We start from the raw sequence: 21,497 nt of genomic DNA, 5'->3' as shown, positions 1-21,497 counted from the left end.
TATCGGTGTAGTCGCGGCGGTAGCCACGCCCTTCTGGGTGTCGGTGGAGGCGGGGGGGCGGCAGGGGCGGCCGGGGCGGGGTCCCTTTTAAATACCTGCCGCGCGGCGCCGCCCCCCCCCGCGTTCCATTCGTCGGTGTGTATAAGAGAYCTTTGCTACTGCTATTAGTTGTGTTGACCAGTTGGGCTACTCAGGCGTTGGCAAAGGACTGTATCGGTGTAGTCGCGGCGGGAGCCACGCCCTTCTGGGTGCAGGTGGAGGCGGGGGCGCGACAGGCGGGTCGGGCGCTTGATCTGGACGTGCATTTTCGCGGGCCGAGCCGTGAGGGGCGGGTGGAAACCCAGCTGCAGATGATCAATTGGGTGGTGGCGCATGGCTGCAAGGCGCTGGTGATCGCCCCCAGCGGCCCCGAGATTGCGCCGCGCGTGCAGCAGTTGGCAGTCAGTGGAATCAATACCGTGTATTTCGACCGTGATCTGCCCGGCAGTGCAGTGCGCGGTGTGATCGCCACCGATAACTTCCTTGCCGGTGTGCAGGCTGGCCAAGTGCTGGCGGCAGCCCTCGGCGGGCAGGGCAAGGTTGCGTTGTTGCGCTTGCAGACCGGTGTGCCCTCGACCAGCGAGCGCGAGCGAGGCTTTCGTCAGGGCGCGGAAGAGGGCGGACTGAATATTCTGATTGATACCTATATCGGCGATGACAGTCAGGCCGCGGTGGATGCGCTACGTGAGCAGCTGCCGCAGCTGGCCGGTGTGTTTACCCCCAACAGCACCAGTTCGCGCGCGGCCCTGGCAGCGCTGCGTCGGCTCGGCAAGGCGGGGGCGTTACTGCATGTCGGCTTTGATGGTGATCAGGTGCTGATCGAGGCGTTGCGCAAGGGCGAGATCCACAGCCTGATGATTCAGCAAGCCCACGCCATCGGTTATCAGGCCGTGCAACTGGCGGCGCAAAGCTTGCGTGGTGAGCTGCTGGCGCAACCGGTGAGCGTTGCGCTGCAGGTCAAGCAGGTCAATCGCGAGAACCTCGCGCAATGGCAGCGCGCCCGCGAGTTTGAGCTGTCCGGCAACCCATAGCCCTCGCGCTGATTTGCCGCAGAGCTGGGCTGGCTGGTAGGCCGATGGCTGTTTATCATCCTGCGTTTCGGCCCGTTGCTCTTATGTTTTGCAGGTATTGCCCAATGCGGTTGAAGTCCTGGTTTGCTGTGTTGTTGCTTGGCTGCTGTACCTCGGCGCTGGCGGTTGAGCTGCGCCTGTATACCGAGGAATACCGGCCGCTGAGCTATTTCGAGAATGGCAAGCTGACCGGTATGGCGGTGGAAGTGGTCGAGCTGCTGGTGCAGCGTACCGGGCAGGACACGCGCATAGAGCTGGTGCCCTGGACGCGGGGTTACCATCAGGTGCAGCGTGAGGCTAACAGCGGCTTGTTCTCCACGGTGCGTACCGCCCGGCGCGAGGCGCTGTTCCAGTGGGTCGGGCCGATTGCCCGCGGGCATACCAGCTTCTATGCGCGGCGCGGTGCTGGGTTGAATGTGCGCACGCTGAAGGATGTCGAACGGTTCACCACCCTGGCAGTACCCAAGCAGTGGTACTCCTATGAATACCTCAGCGACCGGGGCCTGAAGAACCTCTACGGCGTACCGACGCCCCAGCACATGATGAAGATGTTCAAGCACGGCCGTGTCGAGTTGCTGGTGGCCAACAACCTGGCCCTGGATGACATGCTCGCGCAGCAAGGCATGCGCCGTGATGAGGTCGAGTTGCAGTTCACCCTGATGGGCAACAACTCTTATATCGCCTTCTCCAAAAGCACCGATCCGGCCCTGGTCCAGCAATGGCAGCAGGCCCTCGATGAGCTGCTGCGCGACGGTAGCCTGGAGCGCATTCACCAGCGCTGGTTTGCGCAACCCTTCGCCATGCCTGCGCCTGGCGAGCCTTTGGCGCAGTAACGCGGCTTGCCCTGCACTGAGCTAGTCTGAAGCCAGTACCGGGAGAACCCATTTTGCTGAAACCATGCCGCGCGCTGCTGCTCTTGCTGCTGGCCTGTCTGGCCGGGCCGGCGTTTGCCGAATTGCATTTGCTCACCGAGGAAGCACCGCCGACCAGCTTTAGCCGTGATGGCGAGCTGCACGGCCTGGCCGTGGATGTGGTGCGCGCGCTGATCGAGCGTACCGGTGATGCCGGCACGATTGAGCTGCTGCCCTGGACGCGCGGTTATCACCTGGCTCAGCAGGAGCCCAATACGGCGATCTTCTCCACCGTGCGTACGCCAGAGCGTGAGGCCAAGTTCCAGTGGGTCGGTCCGCTGCTGATCGGCACTACCAGCTTCTACTCGCTGAAATCGCGCAACCTGCGTTTCGACAATCTGCAGCAGGCGGCCGAGAGCGGGCCGCTGGCGGTGCCGAAACAGTGGTACACCTTTGAGACCCTCAGTGCGCGCGGCTTCAAGAATCTCTACGGGGTCGCCAGCTCGAAGAATATGGTGACCATGCTCAAGCATGAACGGGTGCAATTGATCGCCACCGAAGACCTGACCCTCAAGGACGAACTGGCCAGCGGCGGTTTGCGCCCGGATCAGGTGCAGGCGCATCTGCCTTTTATGCGTTCGGCCTACTACATCGCCTTCTCCCCGCAAACCGATGCTGCGCTGGTCGAGCGCTGGCGGCGCGCCCTCGATGCCATGCATCAGGACGGCAGCTTTGCGCTGATCTTTCGCCGCTGGTTGCCGTATGCCGAGTTGCCGACGGCCACTGAATAGTCCGCTGCTCCGGGCTGCGCGGCCTGCTAACCTGGCGGCTGTTGTGTCGTTCCCATCTCGCTGAGCCTGCCTATGCCCGCGCCACGTCCTGTCATGCTTGATTTTGCTGCGCGCGCGCAGTTGTTCAGCCATCTGGCGGCGATGGAAAAAGCCGGTGTGCCGGTCGAGCGGGCGCTGCTCAGTATGCAAGTGCCGGCGTGCGCCAGGGCTGCGCTGGCCAGCCTGCAAACGCAGATTGCGGGCGGTAGCGATATGGCCAGTGCCGGGCTGCGCAGTGGCTTGTTTACCCAGCTGGACAGCACTCTGTTGCGCGCCGCCCAGGCCAGTGGTTGCCTGGCGGCGATCTACCAGCGGCTGGCCGAGCGTTATAACCACCGGGCGCAACAGGTTGCCGCCGTGAAGTCGCGCCTGCTGATGCCGGCGGCCGTGCTGGTGCTGGCGCTGTTTATTCAGCCGCTGCCGGCGTTGGTCGGCGGTCAGCTGAGCATCGCTGGTTATCTGTGGGGCGTACTGTGGCCGTTGCTGGTGCTGGGGGCTCTGTATGGTCTGGGCCGTGGGCTTTATCTGCGGCGTGAGCACGCGCCGGCTGGTGCGGCTTCGCCTCTTGATGGTCTGTTGGCGAGCTTGCCGATCGTCGGCCCCGCGCTGCTGCGGCGTAATCTGCGGGATTTCTTCGACAGCCTGGGACTGATGCTGGAGGCTGGCATGCCCATGCTTGAGGCCTTGCTCAAGGCCTGCGCGGTGATCAGTCATGCGCCGCTGCGCAAACGCTTCAGCACAGTGCAAATGGCTATTCAGCGCGGCCAGGGGCTGGCTCAGGCGCTGGCGTCTGTGGATTTTCCTGGCCAGGGGCTGGCGCTTGGCTTGATCCGCACGGGCGAGGCCAGCGGCACCCTGCCGGCCAGCCTGCTTAACTACGCCGGGGTGGAAACCCAGAAGCTGGATAGCCTGACCGAACAGCTGGCCACCTGGTTGCCACGTTTGCTGTATGCCGGCGTGATGCTGTGGATGGCCTATGGGCTTTTAACTGGTGCAGGCTTTGGGCCACGTTTGCCGGCAGAGTTGCTTTAGGGGCTGGTTGTTCGCGGACTGAAAGGCGGGTGCAAGGTTGCTGGTCGACTATGTAGTTTTACTACATGACTGTATTTGTAGTTTTGCTACATAATTGCTTGCCCAGAACTGACCCTGACCGATGGTGCATTTTATGCAAAGAGCCTCGCATCACGACCTTCGCGCACAATTCCGCGCGCTTCTTGCTTCGAATAGCTGCTATCACACGGCTTCCGTGTTCGATCCCATGGCTGCGCGAATTGCCGCCGACCTGGGTTTTGAAGTGGGCATCCTGGGCGGTTCTGTAGCTTCACTACAAGTTCTGGCAGCGCCGGACTTCGCCCTGATTACCCTGAGCGAGTTTGTCGAGCAGGCTACCCGTATTGGCCGGGTCAGCCGTCTGCCGGTGATCGCCGATGCCGACCACGGCTACGGCAATGCACTCAACGTGATGCGCACCGTGGTCGAACTGGAGCGCGCCGGGATTGCCGCGCTGACCCTCGAAGACACCCTGCTACCGGCGCAGTTCGGACGCAAATCCACCGACCTGATTAGCGTGGAAGAGGGCGTTGGCAAGATTCGCGCAGCCTTGGAGGCGCGAGTTGATCCGGACCTGGCGATCATCGCTCGCACCCATGCCGGTGTACTGGATGTCAGCGAGGTTATTCGTCGTACCCAGGCTTATCAGGCGGCTGGTGCCGATGCCATCTGCATTGTCGGGGTCGAAGATTTTGCTCACCTGGAGCAGATTGCTGCGCACCTCAGCGTGCCGTTGATGCTGGTGACTTACGGCAACCCGTCGCTGCGCGATAACGCCCGCCTAGCCAGCCTCGGTGTGCGCATCGTGGTCAACGGTCACGCCGCCTACTTCGCGGCGATCAAGGCGACTTACGACTGTCTGCGTGAGCAGCGCGGCGTCGATGCCTGCGACCTCAACGCCTCGGAACTCGCGCTGAAATACACCCTGCCCGAGGAGTATTTCGTCTGGGCCGAAAAATTTATGGACGTGAAGGAATAGTCCTACGTCAGCCGCCGCTGGTCAGACCTGCTTGTAAACCAGGCTCGAGCGGCCCATACCTGCGTTAAGCGTGAATTATCAGCGGAGGTTGCCATGGCCGGTGGCTGGGCAAATGACGGCGCGGTACAGGAACAGATCGACAGCAGCATCGAGGATGCCATCCAGCGTGCGCGCAGCCAGCTGCCGAGCGGCGAGAGCCTGATGCACTGCGAAGAGTGCGGCGCGGCAATCCCCGAAGCCCGGCGCAAAGCCATCCCCGGCGTGCACCTGTGCGTGGCCTGTCAGACCGAGCACGACAAGGAGCAGGCCAAATTCAGCGGCTACAACCGCCGGGGCAGCAAGGACAGTCAGCTGCGCTGAGGGCTCGCGCCGCAAAGTCTACGACCCAACCAAACCTAGGCGCGAATATCCACGCTGCCGGTCTGGCTGTGCATGATCGACATGGCCGACTGCAGCATTTTCAAAGTCGCCGCGTCGTTACGCGCTGCTGCGCCTTCAATGCCGGCGCGGGTCTTCTGCGTAAAGTCGTGGCGCGTGCTGTCGCTTGCGGCCGGCAGTTCACCACCCTGGCCGCCCCCTACCGGTATTTTCATGCTCATGGCCATAAACGCTCGGCTGTCATCGAGTGACATTGCCCCGCTGCGAATTTGACCATTGGTCCAATCGCGCAGGTCCTGGCGGGTCATGCTGCTGAAGTCAGTTGGTGTGCTCCCGCTCACCGTGGTTTGCGTCGCGCTCGAGGCGGTTGTAGCAAGCACCGCCGAGAACGACGCGTCTGCGTTTCTGCCTGGGTTAGGCGTTTGCGCGCGCGGGTTGGCGGATGGGTAAGTTGCTCCTGCATCAATTCTCATGGCGGCACCTTTCGACATGGTCAATGTGCCCAGTGCAGAGCAAAACTTGCGCCAAATTGTTAACTCACTGAAACAGAAGACTTATTGCCACGAGAGGCTAGCAATCTTGCCGGATAAGGTTCGCTATCCGGCAGCGGGTTGCCGGTAAAAAGGTGATTTTTTGCCGGCTTCGGCCTGGAGTGGTTTCTACGCATGCCTATTCAGGGGGTAACTGAATAGCCACGGCCGCTCATGCAGTTGGCGTAGGCCTGACTTGCGTTGCTCTGAGCCTGGGCGGTTGCATCGGCGTTGCGCCGGTCTTCGCGGCGGTCCTGACGCTGGCGCGAGCCGCCGACTACCACGCCGACGGCGGCGGCATCGCGGGCCTTATTCTGCCGGTACTCCTGCTTGATATCGTCATCCACTCGGTCATAGATCTCGTCATGCCGGTTGCCGCGTATCTGCGCCGCTGCTGCTCCGACCGCCGCGCCTTTGGCAGCGCCGCGTAAGCGCTCGCCGCCGCGGTCGTCGCTGCTGCTGGTCGTTGTGCTGCTCGGGGTGGTGCCGGCCTGGGCCTGGCAGGCGGCGATATCGCTCTGGATCTGTTGCTGGTTCTGGCCCTGCAAGGGCGTCACGGTTTGCGCCTGCGCGAGTGGCAGGCTGAGCAGCAATAGGTAGCCGAATAGGCTCGGCTGTGTCGATAACCGGTACATGGGGCACCTCCCGCGCGAGTACTGGATTTTTCAGTCTAGCCGCGCGCGGTGATTGCCCCGTGCCGCAGGTCAGAAAAGGAAATAGCGCTGCGCCATCGGCAGTACGTCGGCCGGTTCACACCAGAGCAGCTGGCCGTCGGCCTTGACCTGATAGTTCTGCGCGTCCACCTCGATATTCGGCAGGTAGTCGTTGTGGATCAGGTCGGTCTTTTGCACCTCGCGGCAGCCTTTGACCACGCCAATCTTCTTCTTCAATCCGAGCTGCTCGGGTACGCCGGCATCAAACGCCGCCTGGCTGATAAAGGTGATGCTGGTGGCGTGACGGCTGCCGCCATAGCTGGCGAACATCGGTCGGTAGTGCACTGGCTGTGGCGTCGGGATCGAGGCGTTGGCGTCGCCCATCAGGCTCGCGGCAATCGCACCGCCTTTGAGAATCAGCGTCGGTTTAACGCCGAAGAAGGCCGGGCGCCAGAGCACCAGATCGGCCCACTTACCCACTTCGATGGAGCCGACTTCATGACTGATGCCGTGGGTGATCGCCGGGTTGATGGTGTATTTGGCGATATAGCGTTTGACCCGGAAATTGCTGTTGCCGGGGCCGTCGCCTTCCAGTGGGCCGCGCTGTTTGTGCATCTTGTCGGCGGTTTGCCAGGTGCGGGTGATCACCTCGCCAACGCGGCCCATGGCCTGGCTGTCGGAGCTGATCATCGAGAACGCACCGAGGTCATGCAGGATATCTTCGGCGGCAATGGTCTCGCGGCGGATACGGCTTTCGGCAAACGCCACGTCCTCGGCGATGCTTGGGTCGAGATGATGGCAGACCATCAGCATGTCCAGATGCTCGTCGATGGTATTGCGGGTAAAGGGTCGGGTCGGGTTGGTCGAGCTCGGCAGCACATTAGGGAAGCCGCAGGCCTTGATGATATCTGGCGCATGACCGCCGCCAGCACCTTCGGTGTGGTAGGTGTGGATGGTGCGGCCCTTGAAGGCGGCCAGGGTGGTTTCGACAAAACCGGACTCGTTGAGGGTGTCGGTATGGATCGCCACCTGTACGTCGTATTCATCGGCCACGGAGAGGCAGTTGTCGATGGCCGCCGGGGTGGTGCCCCAGTCTTCATGCAACTTGAGACCGATGGCGCCGGCCTTGACCTGCTCGATCAACGGCTCCGGCAAGGAGGCGTTGCCCTTGCCGGTAAAACCCAGGTTCATCGGGAAGGCGTCGGCGGCCTGCAGCATGCGCGCCATGTGCCAAGGCCCGGAGGTGCAGGTGGTGGCATTGGTGCCGGTGGCCGGCCCGGTGCCGCCGCCGATCATGGTGGTGACGCCGCTCATCAACGCCTCTTCGATCTGCTGCGGGCAGATAAAGTGGATATGCGTGTCGATGCCACCGGCGGTGAGGATCATGCCTTCACCGGCGATCACTTCGGTGCCGGCGCCGATGGCGATGGTCACGTCGGGCTGGATATCCGGGTTGCCGGCCTTGCCGATGGCGGCAATACGCCCGTCCTTCAAGCCGACGTCGGCCTTGACGATGCCCCAGTGGTCGATGATCAGCGCATTGGTGATCAGCGTATCAACCACGTCCGCCGCGCAGAGCTGACCCTGGCCCATGCCGTCACGGATCACCTTACCGCCGCCGAACTTCACTTCCTCACCGTAGGTGGTGAAGTCCTGCTCCACTTCGATCCACAGCTCGGTATCGGCCAGGCGCACCTTGTCACCGACGGTGGGGCCGAACATATCGGCATAGGCTTGGCGGGAGATTTTCATGGGTTCGCCTTCAGATTCAATTGGGTTTGCAACCGTTCGCTGAGCTCACTTTCGCGGGCAAACCCGCTGCTACCGGTGAGCGCATTCCCCTGTGGGTGTGCTTAATCCAGCTCGCCCATCACCCGTCCGGCAAAGCCGAATACGCGGCGATGGCCGGCCAGGTCGACCAGTTCGACTTCGCGGCTCTGCCCCGGTTCGAAGCGCACGGCGGTGCCGGCCGGGATATTCAGGCGCATACCTCGCGCGATGGCGCGGTCGAAGGTCAGGGCATCATTGGTTTCGAAGAAGTGATAGTGCGAGCCGACTTGAATCGGCCGGTCGCCGCTATTGGCCACGGTCACGCGCAGGGTACGGCGGCCGGCGTTGAGTTCGATCTCGCCGTCCTGAATCTGGTATTCGCCGGGAATCATGACTGTGGCCTCGACAAGGTTTTGTAGTAGATGGCGTTTGCGCGGTACTGCCCGTCAGGGCCGCAGGCGTAGTCAGGCAGGCCACCGATGCAGGTGTAGCCCTGGGCCTGGTAAAAGGCTTCGGCGTCGCTGCCGGCTTCGGTGTCCAGGTACAGCAAGCCGCGTTGCAGCTCGGCCGCTTCGCCTTCCAGGCGCTGCATCAGGCTGTTGGCGATGCCACGGCGGCGGGCGTTGCTGTGTACCAGGAGCTTCTGCACTTCGGCGCGGTTGAGGCCGTTAGGTTTCTGGCACAGCACTAGTTGCACGCTGCCCAGCACCTGGCTCTGCTCACAGGCCAGCCAGAGCAGGTGAGTGCCCTCGCGTATGCCTGTCAGGACTTGGTCGAAATAGACGTTGGCCGCGTCAGCATCAAGATCGGCGAGAAAGCCCACCGAGGCGCCATGCGCCACGGAGTCGAGCAGCAGGGCCTGCAGGCCTTGGCGATAAGACTCAAAGTCAGCCGCGTCGAGGCGTTCGATGCTCAGCATCAGGGCGCACTCCTTTCGGGGCTCAGCATCAGCTGCATAAACGTCAGGTCCAACCAGCGGCCGAACTTGCGGCCGACCTGGGGCATTTGCCCGGTGATGCTGAAACCGAAACGCTGGTGCAGGCCGATGGAGGCGAGGTTACCGCTCTCGATGGCGGCAACCATCACGTGTTTGCCGCCGGCCTTGCCGCGTTCGATCAGCGCGCCGAGCAGCAGCACGCCGAGGCCACGGCCGCGTTGGTCGGCGCGCACGTACAGGGAGTTTTCCACGGTGTTGCAGAACCCGTCGAAGGGCCGCCAATCGCCGTAGGCGGCGTAGCCGAGCACGCTGTCGTCGGCGTCTACCGCCACCAGCACCGGGTAGCCTTGCTGGCGGCGTGCGGCCAACCAGGTCTGGCGGTTGGCCAGGTCGACGATGTCGTCCATCCAGATCGCCGTGGTGTTGAGCACGGCGTCATTGAAGATGGCGCGGATGGCTTCCAGGTCGTCGTCGCGGGCATCGCGAATAATCATTCTTCGTGTCTCCAGGAAGTCGTCCAAGACCGTAGCGAGCGCCGCTCAGGCAAGGCGCAAGTCGGCGAGGATGCGGAGTTGACGTCTGTCAATGAGCAATCCGAGACGGCTTGCAACGCCGCATGGGCAAGCGCAGTAGGCATTGGGTAATTTCCTCAGGCAATCGGCTGATGGACGGTTACTAGCTTGGTACCGTCCGGGAAGGTGGCCTCGACCTGGATTTCCGGGATCATTTCCGGGATGCCTTCCATCACCTGTTCGCGGCTCAGCAGGGTGGTGCCGAAGTGCATCAGCTCGGCCACGGTCTGGCCGTCACGCGCGCCTTCGAGCAAGGCGGCGGAGATATAGGCCATGGCTTCCGGGTAGTTGAGTTTCACTCCACGGGCCAGGCGCCGCTCGGCGACCAGGCCGGCGGTGAAGATCAGCAGTTTGTCTTTTTCTCTCGGGGTCAGGTCCATCAGGTACTCCAGATACGTGGGGGCACGGCGGTGCGGCCGAGCAGGGCCGGGCGCAGCAGGTGCCAGAGTTCGATCAGCCAGGCGCGGGCGTGCAGGGTCTCGCTGGCCAGGCAGCGGGCCACCAACAGGCCAGGTAATTGGGTCAAATCACCGCGCACCTGAGTGTTCAGGCTGCGGCAGTGCTCCAGTAGTTCGCTGTCGATTTCGCCGGTTATCAGCAGGGTGGCGAAGACCGGTTTGCCGTCCAGGCCGATGGGCGAGTCGAGCAGACCATCGCCGCCGACCACGCGCTGGCGTTCGTGCCAGAGCAGCTGGCCGTCGCGGCGGATATTCAGCTGGGCCTGGAAGTGTCCGCTATCGAAGCGTTCGCCACTGGCCGGGCGGCCGAGGGCGACGATATCCCAGTAGAGCAGTTTGGCATCGCCGTGCAGCTCGATATCGGTGGTCAGTTCGGCCTGGGCGGCGGCGTAGACGATGGTTTCCTGCGGCAGCCATTCCAGGGTGGCCCCGGCTTCCACGCGCAGTTTCAGGCTCTGGTAAGCCGGGCCGGCGGCGCGGTACCACTTGGCTGCGCCGGGGCTGGTCAACTGTGCCCACGCACCGCTGCCAACGCTGGCCGAGATATCCAGGCGATCGCCACCGGCGATGCCGCCGGGGGGGTGGACGATGATGTGCTGACACACCTCGGGGCCTTCGGCATACAGGTGCTTCTGCACCCGCAGCGGGCCTTTATGCCGGCGCAATGTCGGCCGCGTGCAGTCGCCATCGCGGCCATAGCCCAGCTCCAGCTCGGCGTGCCAGCTGGGGGTAAATACGGTGGCGGGTGCGTTCACGCCGCGACCCTGCTGCTGCGACGGCGCCAGGCCTGAACTGCGGAATAAGCGCTCAGCAGCACCAGCCCGAGGCTGACCACTAACCACCATTGCAGGTGCATGCCGTAGTAGGGCGGGGCATGCAGAATTCCTTGGATCCAGAACAGCGCCAGGCCCAGGGCAAGCACACTGGCACACAGGGCGCGGCCCCAGGAGCGGCAATAGGATCGCGGGCGCAATACCGCCAGCAGCACGCTGCATTCGGCCAGAACGATGGCGCAGAAGATCAGCACCGGCTTGAGCGGATACACCGCTTCGCTACCGACCGGCATGGCGCGCAGCATCCAGTAATCCGGCAGGCTACCGGCCCAGATCAGCAGAGCGATGCCGGCCAGTGCGGTAAGCGGGAGAAGAAGCGTGCGCAGGGGTGGCATTGGGGCCTCGAGTCCATGAGCGAAAGCCTGATTATGCGCAAAGTGCAGGTGCGGCGTCGCCATTCAGATTGCGACCAGGCCACGAACACCGTCGGTTTCCATGGTCTCGCCACGGCCCTGCTGGACGATCTCGCCCCGGCTCATTACCAGGTACTGATCGGCCAGCTCGGCGGCAAAGTCATAGAACTGCTCGACCAGCAGAATGGCCATATCACCGCGCTCAGCGAGCTTCTTGATCACCACGCCGATTTCCTTAATCACCGAGGGCTGGATGCCTTCGGTGGGTTCATCGAGGATCAGCAGGCGCGGCTTGCTCGCCAGCGCGCGGCCGATGGCCAGCTGTTGCTGCTGGCCGCCGGAGAGGTCGCCGCCACGGCGTTGCTTCATCTCGCGCAACACCGGGAACAGCTCGTAGATAAACTCCGGCACCACCTTGGCTTCGCTGCCGGGGAAGCGTGAAAGCCCCATCAGCAGGTTTTCTTCCACGGTCAGGCGGCCGAAGATTTCCCGGCCCTGGGGCACGTAGGCGATGCCGGCGTGCACGCGCTGGTGCGGTTTGAAGGCGGTGATCGGCTGGCCTTCCCAGTTGACTGCGCCTTGTTTGGCCGGGATCAGGCCCATCAGGCATTTCAGCAGGGTGGTTTTGCCCACGCCGTTGCGGCCGAGCAGGCAGGTAACTTCGCCGACCTTGGCCTCGAACGACAGGCCGCGGAGGATATGGCTGCCGCCGTAGTACTGATGCAGTTGCTCAACTTGCAGCATGTTCAGGCTCTCAATTCTGTGGAGTTTGGACGGTCGTCATCGCGGCGTTAGCGGCCCAGATAAACCTCAATCACCCGTTCATCAGCCTGCACCTGCTCCAGCGAGCCTTCGGCCAGCACGCTGCCCTGGTGCAGCACGGTGACGTGGTCGGCGATGCTGCCGACAAAGCCCATATCGTGCTCGACCACCATCAGCGAGTGCTTGCGCGCCAGGGACTTGAACAGCTCGGCGGTGAACTCGGTTTCGGCGTCGGTCATGCCCGCCACCGGCTCATCGAGCAGCAACAGTTGCGGGTCCTGCACCAGCAGCATGCCGATCTCGAGGAACTGCTTCTGGCCGTGGGACAACAGCCCGGCCGGGCGATTGCGCGAGGTGTCGAGCTTGATCGTCTGCAGCACTTCATCGATGCGGTCTTTCTGCTCTCCGCTGAGTTTGGCGCGCAGGCTGGCCCATACCGACTTGTTGGTTTTCTGCGCCAATTCGAGGTTTTCGAACACGCTGAGCGCTTCGAACACAGTCGGCTTCTGGAACTTGCGACCGATGCCGGACTGGGCAATTTCCACTTCGCTCATCTGCGTCAGGTCGAGGGTTTCACCGAAGTAGGCGACGCCGTTGTCCGGGCGGGTCTTGCCGGTGATCACGTCCATCATGGTGGTCTTGCCGGCGCCGTTGGGGCCGATGATGCAGCGCAGTTCACCGACGCCGATATACAGGGTCAGGTTAGTCAGCGCCTTGAAGCCATCGAAGCTGACGTTGATATCTTCCAGGGTCAGGATGGTGCCGTGACGAACGTTCAGGCCCTTGCTCGCCAAGGTGCTTGCCCCTATCGCATCGCGGCCGCTGCCGGACGGGTCAAAGGCGGGTTCGAGCATAAATTCGGGTACCGGAGTGGCGCGCATCATTGCTCTCCTTTTTTGCGTAACAAGCCGATCACGCCTTTAGGCAGGAACAGCGTCACGACGATAAACAGAAAGCCCAGGGCGAACAGCCAGTACTCGGGGAAGGCCACGGTAAACCAGCTCTTCATGCCGTTGACCAAACCGGCGCCGAGCAGCGGGCCGATCAGTGTGCCGCGTCCGCCGAGGGCGACCCACACGGCGGCTTCGATGGAGTTGGTGGGCGACATTTCGCTGGGGTTGATGATGCCCACCTGTGGCACATACAGCGCGCCGGCCAGGCCGCAGAGCACTGCGCTAAGCACCCAGATAAACAGCTTGTAGCCGCGCGGGTCGTAGCCGCAGAACATCAGACGGTTTTCCGCATCGCGCAGCGCTGTCAGCACGCGGCCGAACTTGCTGCGCGCCAGCGTCCAGCCCAGGTACAGACTGGCAACCAGCAGCGCCACGGTGGCGAGAAACAGCACCGCGCGGGTGTGCGCCGAGGTGATGTCGAAGCCCAGAATCGTTTTGAAGTTGGTAAAGCCGTTGTTGCCGCCAAAGCCGGTTTCGTTGCGAAAGAACAGCAGCATGCCGGCGAAGGTCAGCGCCTGGGTCATGATCGAGAAGTACACGCCTTTGATCCGCGAGCGGAAGGCGAAGAAACCGAACACCAGCGCCAGCAAGCCAGGGGCCAGCACCACCAGGCATAGCGCCCAGAGGAAGTTGCTGGTGCCGTACCAGTACCAGGGCAGCTCGGTCCAGGCGAGGAAGCTCATAAAGGCGGGCAGGCCGTCACCGGCCGCTTCGCGCATCAGGTACATGCCCATGGCATAACCACCGAGGGCGAAGAACAGGCCGTGGCCGAGCGACAGCAGGCCGGCGTAACCCCAGACCAGATCGAGCGCCAGGGCGACGATGCAGTAGCAGAGGATTTTGCCGACCAAGGTGAGCGTATAAGCCGACACATGCAGGGCGTTGTCCGCCGGCAGCAGGTGCAGCAGCGGCATGGCGATCAGCAGGGTAAGCACCAGCAGGCCGATGGCGATGGAGACTTGCGGGCCGAGCTTGGCGCTGGCGCGCGCCAGCAGGGTTTGGTTGAGGGGCATAGTCATCAGTCGATCACCCGTCCTTTCAAAGCAAACAGACCTTGCGGGCGTTTCTGAATAAACAGAATGATCAGCGCGAGGATAAGGATCTTGCCGAGCACGGCACCGATCTGCGGTTCGAGAATCTTGTTGGCGATGCCTAAGCCAAACGCGGCCATTACGCTGCCAGCCAATTGGCCGACACCGCCGAGCACCACCACCAGGAAGGAGTCGATGATATAGCTCTGGCCGAGGTCCGGGCCGACGTTGCCGATCTGGCTCAGGGCCACGCCGCCGAGACCTGCGATACCGGAGCCGAGACCGAAGGCCAGCATGTCTACCCGGCCGGTCGGCACGCCGCAGCAGGCCGCCATATTGCGGTTCTGGGTCACGGCACGGACGTTAAGGCCCAGGCGGGTCTTGTTCAGCAGCAGCCAGGTCAGCACCACCACAAACAGGGCGAAGCCGATGATCACGATGCGGTTGTACGGCAGCACCAGGTTCGGCAGCACCTGAATGCCGCCAGACAGCCAGTAGGGGTTGGCCACTTCAACGTTCTGCGCGCCGAAGATCACCCGCACCAGCTGGATCAGAATCAGGCTGATGCCCCAGGTAGCGAGCAGGGTTTCCAGCGGGCGACCGTAGAGGTGGCGAATCACCGTGCGCTCAAGCGCCATGCCGATGGCGGCGGTGACGAAGAACGCTACCGGCAGCGCTACCAGCGGGTAGAGCGCCAGGGCTTCCGGGGCGAAACGCTGGAACAGCACCTGCACCATATAGGTGGAGTAGGCGCCGAGCATCAGCATCTCGCCGTGGGCCATATTGATCACGCCGAGCAGGCCAAAGGTGATGGCCAGGCCCAGCGCGGCCAACAGCAGAATCGAGCCGAGCGACAGGCCGCTAAAGGCCTGGCCGAGCAGCTCACCAATCAGCAGTTTGCGTTTGACCTGGGCTAGGCTGGTTTCGGCGGCGGTGCGTACCGTCGGGTCACTTTCCACGGCCGGGTCTAGCAGGGTTTCCAGGCGGGTGCGGGCCAGCGGGTCGCCGGTTTCACCGAGCAGGCGCACGGCCGCCAGACGCACGGCCAGGTCGCTGTCGACCAGCTGCAGGTTGGCCAGGGCCAGGGTCAGGGCATCACGCACCGCATCATCGGTTTCGCTGGCGACCTGGGCGTTAAGCAGTTGCAGCTGCGCCGGCTTGGCGCTCTTCTGCAATTGCTGCGCGGCGGCCAGGCGCAGCGCCGGATCGTCGGCCAGCAGCTGGTGGCTGGCCATGGCGGTGCTGATCAGGCCGCGCAGGCGGTTATTCAGGCGCAGTTTGCGCGGTGTTTCAGTGGGCACAGCTTCGCCTTCGGCTGGCTGATAAACGCCACTTACTTCGATAAAGGCGGTTTTGGTGCTGTCGGCGGCGACGCGGCCTTGTTGCAGGGCTTCGAGTAGCGGCAGGCGCGCAGCATCCGGCGCGGCGGACCAGCTCTCCAGCAGGCTGGCCTGCTTGGCCGGGTTGGCGGCGACAAAGTTCTGGGCGTCACCTGCTTGCGCGGCCATAGGAAGCAGCAACAGCAGGCTCAGCAGAATTCGGGTAAAGGCAGTGGGCATAGGGCAGTCCTTTGGGAATGCCCTCCGCAACGTGCCGCTGCGGAGGGCAAGCCTTGGCCCGGATGCGATCCGGGCAGGGCGTTCCCGGATTACATCCGGGCTTACTTGCAGGTGCTTAGTTCGACTTGACCGCGTAATCCGGCTTCTTGTCGTTGCCTTCGATATACGGGCTCCACGGCTGGGCGCGGACCGGGCTGCTGGTTTCCCAGACCACGGAGAACTGACCGTCTTCCTGGATTTCACCGATCATCACCGGCTTGTGCAGGTGGTGGTTGGTCTTGTCCATGGTCAGGGTGTAGCCGCTTGGCGCGGCGAAGGTCTGGCCGTAAAGGGCGGTACGTACTTTATCGACGTCGGTGGTGCCGGCTTTTTCCACGGCCTGGGCCCACATATGGATGCCGACGTAGGTGGCTTCCATCGGGTCGTTGGTTACGGCCTTGTCGGCGCCTGGCAGGTTCTTGGCTTTGGCGTAGGCCTTCCACTTGGCGACGAACTCGGTGTTGACCGGGTTTTCCACGGACTGGAAGTAGTTCCACGCGGCCAGGTGGCCGACCAGTGGCTTGGTGTCGATGCCGCGCAGTTCTTCTTCGCCCACGGAGAAGGCCACGACGGGAACGTCGGTGGCTTCCAGGCCCTGGTTGGCCAGCTCCTTGTAGAACGGCACGTTGGAGTCGCCGTTAACGGTGGAGATCACCGCAGTCTTGCCGCCGGCAGAGAACTTTTTGATGTTGGCGACGATGGTTTGATAGTCGCTGTGACCGAACGGGGTGTAGACCTCTTCGATGTCTTTTTCAGCTACGCCCTTGCTGATCAGGAAGGCGCGCAGGATCTTGTTGGTGGTGCGCGGGTAGACGTAGTCGGTGCCGAGCAGGAAGTAGCGCTTGGCTGCGCCGCCGTCTTCGCTCATCAGGTACTCGACCGCCGGAATGGCCTGCTGGTTTGGCGCTGCGCCGGTGTAGAAGACGTTCGGCGACATTTCTTCGCCTTCGTACTGCACTGGGTAGAACAGCAGGCCGTTGAGTTCTTCATAGACCGGCAGTACGGATTTGCGCGACACCGAGGTCCAGCAGCCGAAGGTGACGTCGACCTTGTCCTGGGTCAGCAGTTGGCGACCGCGTTCGGCGAACAGCGGCCAGTTCGAGGCTGGATCGACCACTACCGGCTCCAGTTGCTTGCCGAGTACGCCGCCCTTGGCGTTGATTTCGTCGATGGTCATCAACGCCATGTCTTTCAGCGAAGTTTCCGAGATGGCCATGGTGCCGGACAGCGAGTGCAGGATACCGACCTTGATGGTCTCGGCGGCTTGCACGGTCCAGGTCATGCCCATGGCGGCGATGGAAGCGGATAGGGTAAAGGCCTTGATCAGATTGCGACGTTGCATGGTGCGATCTCCATTCACGAACTTAAGTGTTTGAGCTGCTGGTTTTTAGTTGTTTGTCTGGCAGTTAAAACAGGTTCCGCCCCCTAGGGTCTTCACCTCAGGTCTTCACCTCTGGTGCCGGCATGGTGCGCTGACGCGCGCTATGCAGCATGTGCAGGGTGATCTTGCGCACTTCCGCCTTGCTGACCTCTATATGGGTCTTGAGCAATAGCTGTGCCTCTTCGCATCGGCGCGACAGAATCGCCGCGAGAATTTGTCCGTGTTCGTCGTAAGTGGCCGTCACGCGCGGGCCCTGGGTGAAGTCCAAGCGCCTGATAATGCGGATTTTCTCGCTGACCTCGGCGTGCAGGCGGGCCATCTCGCGGTTGCCGGTGGCCTCGACCAACAGGCAATGAAAACGCTCATCCAGGTGCGAAACCTCGCGCCCGTCCTGCAAGCGCTGCTCGGGTTGCACCAACCAGGTGCGCTTGAGTTGCTCCAGTGCGGCGGATTGCTCGTCTTGGGGGCGTTCACACAACCGCCGCACGGCTTCCATTTCGAGGACGATGCGCACCTCGTACAGCTCCTCGAAATGCGCAAAGTCGAACGGCTTGACCTGCCAGCCGCTGCGGAAGTACACCTGCAGATAATCCTCGCGCTGCAGCCGATACAGCGCCTGGCGCACCGGCGTACGGCTGACCGCCATGCGTTCGGCGATCTCGCCTTCGGAGAAGCGATCACCGGGCAGCAGGCGGAACTCGAAGATGTCGTCCTTGAGCTGCTGGTAGATGCGCTCGGCGAGGTTGTCCGGGCGCTCCTTGCCGGTGCTGGGTGTGCCGCTCAGCTGCATGGATTCAGCCCTGCTGCTGGCTAGCGATAAACGCGCGCCAGCCGCCGAAGCTGGTGATATCGCGGGCACCCTCAAGCGCGTACGGCTCGCAGATAAAGCCTTTGACCCAGCGGCCATCGGCCAGCTGCAGATTGCCGATACCCAGCGGCGTGGGGATTTCTGCGACAAATTCGCCAAAGCGCGCCTGGGGGATATCCCACAGCTCGACGATGATCGCCGCGCCGTCCTCGGCCACCCGCGCCAGCCCCGGTTTTGGCGGTACGGTGCCGGGCAGGGCGTACAGGCGATACGTGGCGGCGCTGGTGGTTTGCTCAACCAATACGGCGTCGCGGCTGGTGAGTTGGAAGTTCAGCGGCATACCGGTCAGGTGCGCGCCGACTACGGCGACGCGCACGCTGCCGGGGGCTGATTTGTCGCTCGGCGTTTGTGCGGGCAGCGCTTTGCCGGTGGCCCCCAGCGGCAGGTTGAGCGCCTGCTGCCAGCGCTGGCCAAAGGCGGCGAGTGCCTGGTCGTGCCAGGCTGGGGCGATCAGGGTGATACCGGCAGGCAGGCCGTCGGCGCGCAAACCGGCGGGTACAGCCAGGGCCGACAGGTCGGCGAGGTTGGTGAAGTTGGTGTAGGTGCCGAACTGGCTGTTGAACAGCACCGGTTCGACTTCCATCTCGGCGAGGCTGCGAATGGTTGGCGAGGTTGGTACGACCAGGGCATCGAAGCCGGCCAGGATATCGTTGATCTTCCGGCTGAGTTCGGCGCGGATATATTCGGCCTTGTAGGCATCGCAGGCGCTGTATTTATGGCCGTTCTCGACGATGCCGCGCACCACCGGGTTGATATGGTCGGGATTAACGCCTTCCACCGCCACCGTGCGCTCGGCAACCCAGCTGCCGTAATAGAGCTGCTCGGCCAGTTGCTGGAAGGGTGCAAAATCAATCTCTACCAACTGCACATCCAGCTCGCGCAGTTTGCCCAGGGCCTGCTCGAACACCGCCTGGTTCTGCGTATCGCCAAAGAACTCGGGGTTGCTCGGTACTGCCAGGCGCGGCTTGGCCGGCATACCGACCTTGGCGCTGTTGGGGTTCTTGCGGCTGTAAGGATCGGCTGCGTCATAGCCTCCGGCGATCTGCGCCACGCTCAGGGCATCGCTGACGGTCAGGGCAAATACCGAGATGCAATCGAGGGTCTTGCAGGCCGGCACCAGGCCATTGTTGGACAGCCAGCCCTTGCTCGGCTTGAGCCCGACAATATTGTTGAAGCCGGCCGGCACACGGCCGGAGCCGGCGGTGTCGGTGCCGAGCGAGAAGGGCACCAGACCGCGCGCCACCACGCTGGCCGAGCCGGAGCTGGAACCGCCGCTGACGTAGTCCGGGTTAAAGCTGTTGTTCACCGCACCATAAGGCGAGCGAGTGCCGACCAGGCCGGTGGCGAACTGGTCGAGGTTGGTCTTGCCGATCAGAATGGCGCCAGCGGCGCGCAGCTTGGCCACCACCGTGGCGTCGGCCGCAGCGGTGTAGGCGAACTCCGGGCAGGCGGCGGTGGTGGGCCAGCCGGCGGCATCGATATTGTCCTTGATGGCAAAGGGCACGCCGTACAGTGGCAGCTTGCTTAGCTCGCCGTTGGCGGCTTCGAGTAGCGCTGACAAGCTATCGAGCTGGGCATTGAGCTGCGCTTCGTTGGCCAGGGCGATCCAGGCGTTATCCGCCGTACTCAGCTCGAGGCGCAGGCTATGCAGCAGCTCGGCGGGCGATTGGCCGTCGCGGTAGGTCTGTTGCCAGTCGGCGAGGGTGAAGGCGATAGGGGCGTTGGACATGCTCTGAATTCCATCTTGTATCCAAGTAATGGAATGGCCAGAGCAAGCCCGGTGCCAGGTTTGCCAAGTTGATCTATTTCAATGGCTTAGCCGCTTGCTGCGGCTTTTCAGAGGGCGGCGCAGGACGGTTTGTGCACCGCAGCGGGGCCGGTTGCCAGCTTATGGTGCAGCCCGAAGCGCATCCGGGCGAGGTCAGAGGCCGAGGTAGTTCTTTACCCCGGTAAAGATGATCTGCGCGGCCAGGGCGCAGACAAACAGACCCATCAGGCGGCTGACGATCTGCAGGCCCTGATCGCCGAGCAGACGCTCGAACTGGTTGGACATATACAGCACCACGCCCACAGTGAGGCTGGCCAGGGCGATGCCCAGCAAGGCCACGGCCTTGTCGCCCCAGTCGGGTTGGCTGGCGCCCATCAGCAGCAGCGCACCGATGGTGCCGGGGCCGACGGTGAGCGGGATGGTCAGCGGCACGATGGTCACGTCCTGCTGCACGTTGTCGCTTTGCACCACCGACTTGCCCTGGGCCATGCCGAGGGCCGAGATAAACAGCACGCTACCCGCGCCGATGCGGAAGGCGTCGATGGTGATGCCGAACAGGGTGAAGATGTGTTTGCCGAACAGGTACAGCAGCACGCTGGCGATCAGCACGCCGAGCGCGACTTTCCAGGCCAGGCGCTTGCGCTCCTTGACGGTGTAGCCGCGGCTCAGGCCGATAAAACACGACAGCACGAAGAATGGGCTATAGAGCACCAGCAGTTTCAAATACAGGCTGAACAGCGCGGACGCCATGGAAAGGACTCGTCTCGATAAAGATGGTTGGCAGGGTAAGAGTCTAGAGGCTGCCGGGCAATCCCGGCCGTATCCTCAGGAAGGCAGGGCGTCGCGTTGGCGGCGGATTTCCCGTTCGGCGACCCAGTGTTCGATCAGCTCGCGCAGTTGCGACATTTCCACCGGCTTGGACATATGCCCGTCCATGCCAACCTGGCGCGCGCGCTCTTTGTGCTCATTGAGGATGTGCGCGGTGAGCGCCACCACCGGGGTGCGTGCGCGCTGTTCGGCGGCTTCCCAGGCGCGCAGCTGCTCGGTGGCGGAGAAGCCATCGAGCACCGGCATTTCGCAGTCCATCAGCACCAGGTCGTACTGCTGGGCCTTCATCGCGCTGAGGGCCTCTTCGCCATTGCTGGCAGTGTCGGGCTGCAGATTGAGCTTGCCGAGCATGCCGCGGATCACCTTGGTGGAGATGGTGTTGTCTTCGGCCACCAGAATGCGGAAGTCGCCGGGTACGTTCAGTGGCGTGCTCTGTGGCGCCGGGCTGAACATTGGCGAATCGCCCTTGCCGCGCTGTGCGAGCTCATCGGCCAGGGTGGTCTTCAGGGTGTAGCCGGCCACCGGCTTGGCCAGGATGCGTTTGATCCCGGCGTTGCGCGCGATGATCTTGCTCGGCGCATTGCTGATGCCAGTGAGCATGATCACCAGAATGTCGTGGTTGAGGTTGGCGTCTTCCTTGATCCGCGCGGCCAGCTGCATGCCGGTCATGCCGGGCATGTCCTGATCGAGCAGTACCGCATCGAAGTACTCGTGCAGATGCGCCTTGGTGCGCAGCAGGGCCATGGCTTCCTTGCCCGACGGCACGGCGCTGACCTGCATGCCCCAGGCGCTGCACTGCTGCACTAGGACCTTGCGGCAGGTGTCGTTGTCGTCCACCACCAGCAGGCGCGCGCCTTGCAGCGAGGCGTCGAGGTCGGCGGTTGGCTGTTCCAGGCGGGGGGSGGCCMGCGGCMGGGGCMGCCCCAGGGGCGRGCCCCGGCKGNCYGCCGCYCTGGGYGCCGNRACTCGCCCTCCCWCAGGGGKMCCAGCTGGCGGGGGGAGAAC

General features: G+C 63.2%; 23 protein-coding genes and 1 pseudogene. 6 read left to right on the top strand and 18 right to left on the bottom strand.

Annotated features, from left to right (window positions below; translation table 11 throughout):
• Window positions 1-170 precede the first annotated feature (170 nt).
• The 6 genes from ACQ4LH_RS20840 to ACQ4LH_RS20815 all read left to right on the top strand — a co-directional run bounded on the left by ACQ4LH_RS20840 (window position 171) and on the right by ACQ4LH_RS20815 (window position 5,179).
• Complete coding sequence (locus ACQ4LH_RS20840) at window positions 171-1,070, top strand: substrate-binding domain-containing protein (RefSeq protein WP_430698940.1); 900 nt, start codon at window positions 171-173, stop codon at window positions 1,068-1,070.
• A gap of 104 nt (window positions 1,071-1,174) precedes the next feature.
• Window positions 1,175-1,942 carry a substrate-binding periplasmic protein gene (locus ACQ4LH_RS20835; RefSeq protein ID WP_430698939.1) on the top strand — a complete coding sequence of 256 codons (768 nt, stop codon included), beginning with the start codon at window positions 1,175-1,177 and terminating at the stop codon, window positions 1,940-1,942.
• A 53-nt stretch (window positions 1,943-1,995) separates the two neighbouring features.
• Complete coding sequence (locus ACQ4LH_RS20830) at window positions 1,996-2,751, top strand: substrate-binding periplasmic protein (RefSeq protein ID WP_430698938.1); 756 nt, start codon at window positions 1,996-1,998, stop codon at window positions 2,749-2,751.
• A 72-nt stretch (window positions 2,752-2,823) separates the two neighbouring features.
• Entirely contained in the window at window positions 2,824-3,822 is a 999-nt protein-coding gene (locus ACQ4LH_RS20825; protein WP_430698937.1) for a type II secretion system F family protein, read from the top strand.
• A gap of 133 nt (window positions 3,823-3,955) precedes the next feature.
• Complete coding sequence (locus tag ACQ4LH_RS20820; RefSeq protein ID WP_430698936.1) at window positions 3,956-4,819, top strand: isocitrate lyase/PEP mutase family protein; 864 nt, start codon at window positions 3,956-3,958, stop codon at window positions 4,817-4,819.
• Between the two features lie 93 nt (window positions 4,820-4,912).
• On the top strand, window positions 4,913-5,179 hold the full coding sequence (locus ACQ4LH_RS20815) for a DksA/TraR family C4-type zinc finger protein (RefSeq protein ID WP_430698935.1): 267 nt from the start codon (window positions 4,913-4,915) through the stop codon (window positions 5,177-5,179).
• Between the two features lie 35 nt (window positions 5,180-5,214).
• Here the strand turns inward: ACQ4LH_RS20815 and ACQ4LH_RS20810 are convergent, their stop codons facing one another.
• The 18 genes and pseudogenes from ACQ4LH_RS20810 to ACQ4LH_RS20725 all read right to left on the bottom strand — a co-directional run.
• Window positions 5,215-5,505, bottom strand: a complete 291-nt coding sequence (locus ACQ4LH_RS20810) for a hypothetical protein (RefSeq protein WP_430698934.1) — start codon at window positions 5,503-5,505, stop codon at window positions 5,215-5,217.
• A gap of 365 nt (window positions 5,506-5,870) precedes the next feature.
• Window positions 5,871-6,362, bottom strand: a complete 492-nt coding sequence (locus ACQ4LH_RS20805) for a hypothetical protein (RefSeq protein WP_430698933.1) — start codon at window positions 6,360-6,362, stop codon at window positions 5,871-5,873.
• 69 nt (window positions 6,363-6,431) lie between these two features.
• Complete coding sequence (gene ureC / locus ACQ4LH_RS20800; RefSeq protein WP_430698932.1) at window positions 6,432-8,132, bottom strand: urease subunit alpha; 1,701 nt, start codon at window positions 8,130-8,132, stop codon at window positions 6,432-6,434.
• A 101-nt stretch (window positions 8,133-8,233) separates the two neighbouring features.
• A complete protein-coding gene (locus ACQ4LH_RS20795) occupies window positions 8,234-8,542 on the bottom strand; it encodes an urease subunit beta (protein ID WP_430698931.1) in 309 nt (102 codons plus the stop codon).
• Window positions 8,539-9,069, bottom strand: a complete 531-nt coding sequence (locus ACQ4LH_RS20790; protein ID WP_430698930.1) for a GNAT family N-acetyltransferase — start codon at window positions 9,067-9,069, stop codon at window positions 8,539-8,541. Before ACQ4LH_RS20790 ends, ACQ4LH_RS20795 begins: the two co-directional genes overlap by 4 nt.
• Window positions 9,069-9,581: an N-acetyltransferase family protein gene (locus ACQ4LH_RS20785; RefSeq protein ID WP_430698929.1), complete on the bottom strand. Its 513-nt coding sequence runs from the start codon at window positions 9,579-9,581 to the stop codon at window positions 9,069-9,071. The genes ACQ4LH_RS20790 and ACQ4LH_RS20785 overlap by 1 nt, the downstream gene beginning before the upstream one ends.
• Window positions 9,582-9,736: 155 nt before the next feature.
• Window positions 9,737-10,039 (bottom strand): urease subunit gamma, encoded by a 303-nt coding sequence (gene ureA / locus ACQ4LH_RS20780; RefSeq protein ID WP_007907366.1) that lies wholly within the window; start codon window positions 10,037-10,039, stop codon window positions 9,737-9,739.
• On the bottom strand, window positions 10,039-10,872 hold the full coding sequence (locus ACQ4LH_RS20775; RefSeq protein WP_430698928.1) for an urease accessory protein UreD: 834 nt from the start codon (window positions 10,870-10,872) through the stop codon (window positions 10,039-10,041). The genes ureA and ACQ4LH_RS20775 overlap by 1 nt, the downstream gene beginning before the upstream one ends.
• Window positions 10,869-11,285: a hypothetical protein gene (locus ACQ4LH_RS20770; protein WP_430698927.1), complete on the bottom strand. Its 417-nt coding sequence runs from the start codon at window positions 11,283-11,285 to the stop codon at window positions 10,869-10,871. Before ACQ4LH_RS20770 ends, ACQ4LH_RS20775 begins: the two co-directional genes overlap by 4 nt.
• A gap of 63 nt (window positions 11,286-11,348) precedes the next feature.
• Window positions 11,349-12,047: an urea ABC transporter ATP-binding subunit UrtE gene (gene urtE, locus ACQ4LH_RS20765; RefSeq protein WP_430698926.1), complete on the bottom strand. Its 699-nt coding sequence runs from the start codon at window positions 12,045-12,047 to the stop codon at window positions 11,349-11,351.
• A gap of 47 nt (window positions 12,048-12,094) precedes the next feature.
• Window positions 12,095-12,946, bottom strand: coding sequence for an urea ABC transporter ATP-binding protein UrtD (gene urtD, locus ACQ4LH_RS20760; RefSeq protein ID WP_430698925.1), 852 nt, complete (start codon window positions 12,944-12,946; stop codon window positions 12,095-12,097).
• Complete coding sequence (gene urtC / locus ACQ4LH_RS20755; RefSeq protein WP_322949365.1) at window positions 12,946-14,037, bottom strand: urea ABC transporter permease subunit UrtC; 1,092 nt, start codon at window positions 14,035-14,037, stop codon at window positions 12,946-12,948. The genes urtD and urtC overlap by 1 nt, the downstream gene beginning before the upstream one ends.
• The gene (gene urtB, locus ACQ4LH_RS20750; RefSeq protein WP_430698924.1) at window positions 14,037-15,608 is read right to left on the bottom strand and encodes an urea ABC transporter permease subunit UrtB; all 1,572 of its coding nucleotides are present in this window, start codon (window positions 15,606-15,608) and stop codon (window positions 14,037-14,039) included. The genes urtC and urtB overlap by 1 nt, the downstream gene beginning before the upstream one ends.
• A gap of 115 nt (window positions 15,609-15,723) precedes the next feature.
• Window positions 15,724-16,989 carry an urea ABC transporter substrate-binding protein gene (gene urtA, locus ACQ4LH_RS20745; RefSeq protein ID WP_305590412.1) on the bottom strand — a complete coding sequence of 422 codons (1,266 nt, stop codon included), beginning with the start codon at window positions 16,987-16,989 and terminating at the stop codon, window positions 15,724-15,726.
• A 97-nt stretch (window positions 16,990-17,086) separates the two neighbouring features.
• Complete coding sequence (locus ACQ4LH_RS20740; protein WP_430698923.1) at window positions 17,087-17,818, bottom strand: GntR family transcriptional regulator; 732 nt, start codon at window positions 17,816-17,818, stop codon at window positions 17,087-17,089.
• Between the two features lie 4 nt (window positions 17,819-17,822).
• Complete coding sequence (atzF, locus tag ACQ4LH_RS20735; protein ID WP_430698922.1) at window positions 17,823-19,625, bottom strand: allophanate hydrolase; 1,803 nt, start codon at window positions 19,623-19,625, stop codon at window positions 17,823-17,825.
• Between the two features lie 192 nt (window positions 19,626-19,817).
• Window positions 19,818-20,414, bottom strand: a complete 597-nt coding sequence (locus tag ACQ4LH_RS20730; RefSeq protein ID WP_430698921.1) for a MarC family protein — start codon at window positions 20,412-20,414, stop codon at window positions 19,818-19,820.
• Between the two features lie 75 nt (window positions 20,415-20,489).
• Window positions 20,490-21,386 (bottom strand): annotated as a pseudogene (locus ACQ4LH_RS20725) (response regulator); the annotation flags it as partial.
• Window positions 21,387-21,497 lie beyond the last annotated feature (111 nt).

Origin of the sequence: Pseudomonas peli (assembly GCF_050563605.1) — a bacterium.
Classification (GTDB): Bacteria; Pseudomonadota; Gammaproteobacteria; order Pseudomonadales; family Pseudomonadaceae; genus Aquipseudomonas; species Aquipseudomonas peli_A.
The sequence above is the reverse complement of the archived record's forward strand: the minus strand, read 5'-3'. Positions and strand labels throughout refer to the sequence as shown.

What these genes read in the sequence shown, in the direction of transcription:
- urtE (WP_430698926.1), bottom strand. Translation starts at nt 12,047, where the DNA reads ATGCTGCAAGTTGAGCAACTGCATCAGTACTACGGCGGCAGCCATATC.
- ureA (WP_007907366.1), bottom strand. Translation starts at nt 10,039, where the DNA reads ATGGACCTGACCCCGAGAGAAAAAGACAAACTGCTGATCTTCACCGCC.
- ACQ4LH_RS20820 (WP_430698936.1), top strand. Translation starts at nt 3,956, where the DNA reads ATGCAAAGAGCCTCGCATCACGACCTTCGCGCACAATTCCGCGCGCTT.
- ACQ4LH_RS20785 (WP_430698929.1), bottom strand. Translation starts at nt 9,581, where the DNA reads ATGATTATTCGCGATGCCCGCGACGACGACCTGGAAGCCATCCGCGCC.
- ACQ4LH_RS20795 (WP_430698931.1), bottom strand. Translation starts at nt 8,542, where the DNA reads ATGATTCCCGGCGAATACCAGATTCAGGACGGCGAGATCGAACTCAAC.
- urtC (WP_322949365.1), bottom strand. Translation starts at nt 14,037, where the DNA reads ATGACTATGCCCCTCAACCAAACCCTGCTGGCGCGCGCCAGCGCCAAG.
- ureC (WP_430698932.1), bottom strand. Translation starts at nt 8,132, where the DNA reads ATGAAAATCTCCCGCCAAGCCTATGCCGATATGTTCGGCCCCACCGTC.
- urtD (WP_430698925.1), bottom strand. Translation starts at nt 12,946, where the DNA reads ATGCGCGCCACTCCGGTACCCGAATTTATGCTCGAACCCGCCTTTGAC.
- ACQ4LH_RS20825 (WP_430698937.1), top strand. Translation starts at nt 2,824, where the DNA reads ATGCCCGCGCCACGTCCTGTCATGCTTGATTTTGCTGCGCGCGCGCAG.
- urtA (WP_305590412.1), bottom strand. Translation starts at nt 16,989, where the DNA reads ATGCAACGTCGCAATCTGATCAAGGCCTTTACCCTATCCGCTTCCATC.
- ACQ4LH_RS20770 (WP_430698927.1), bottom strand. Translation starts at nt 11,285, where the DNA reads ATGCCACCCCTGCGCACGCTTCTTCTCCCGCTTACCGCACTGGCCGGC.
- ACQ4LH_RS20740 (WP_430698923.1), bottom strand. Translation starts at nt 17,818, where the DNA reads ATGCAGCTGAGCGGCACACCCAGCACCGGCAAGGAGCGCCCGGACAAC.
- urtB (WP_430698924.1), bottom strand. Translation starts at nt 15,608, where the DNA reads ATGCCCACTGCCTTTACCCGAATTCTGCTGAGCCTGCTGTTGCTGCTT.
- ACQ4LH_RS20810 (WP_430698934.1), bottom strand. Translation starts at nt 5,505, where the DNA reads ATGACCCGCCAGGACCTGCGCGATTGGACCAATGGTCAAATTCGCAGC.
- ACQ4LH_RS20815 (WP_430698935.1), top strand. Translation starts at nt 4,913, where the DNA reads ATGGCCGGTGGCTGGGCAAATGACGGCGCGGTACAGGAACAGATCGAC.
- ACQ4LH_RS20790 (WP_430698930.1), bottom strand. Translation starts at nt 9,069, where the DNA reads ATGCTGAGCATCGAACGCCTCGACGCGGCTGACTTTGAGTCTTATCGC.
- ACQ4LH_RS20835 (WP_430698939.1), top strand. Translation starts at nt 1,175, where the DNA reads ATGCGGTTGAAGTCCTGGTTTGCTGTGTTGTTGCTTGGCTGCTGTACC.
- ACQ4LH_RS20730 (WP_430698921.1), bottom strand. Translation starts at nt 20,414, where the DNA reads ATGGCGTCCGCGCTGTTCAGCCTGTATTTGAAACTGCTGGTGCTCTAT.
- ACQ4LH_RS20805 (WP_430698933.1), bottom strand. Translation starts at nt 6,362, where the DNA reads ATGTACCGGTTATCGACACAGCCGAGCCTATTCGGCTACCTATTGCTG.
- atzF (WP_430698922.1), bottom strand. Translation starts at nt 19,625, where the DNA reads ATGTCCAACGCCCCTATCGCCTTCACCCTCGCCGACTGGCAACAGACC.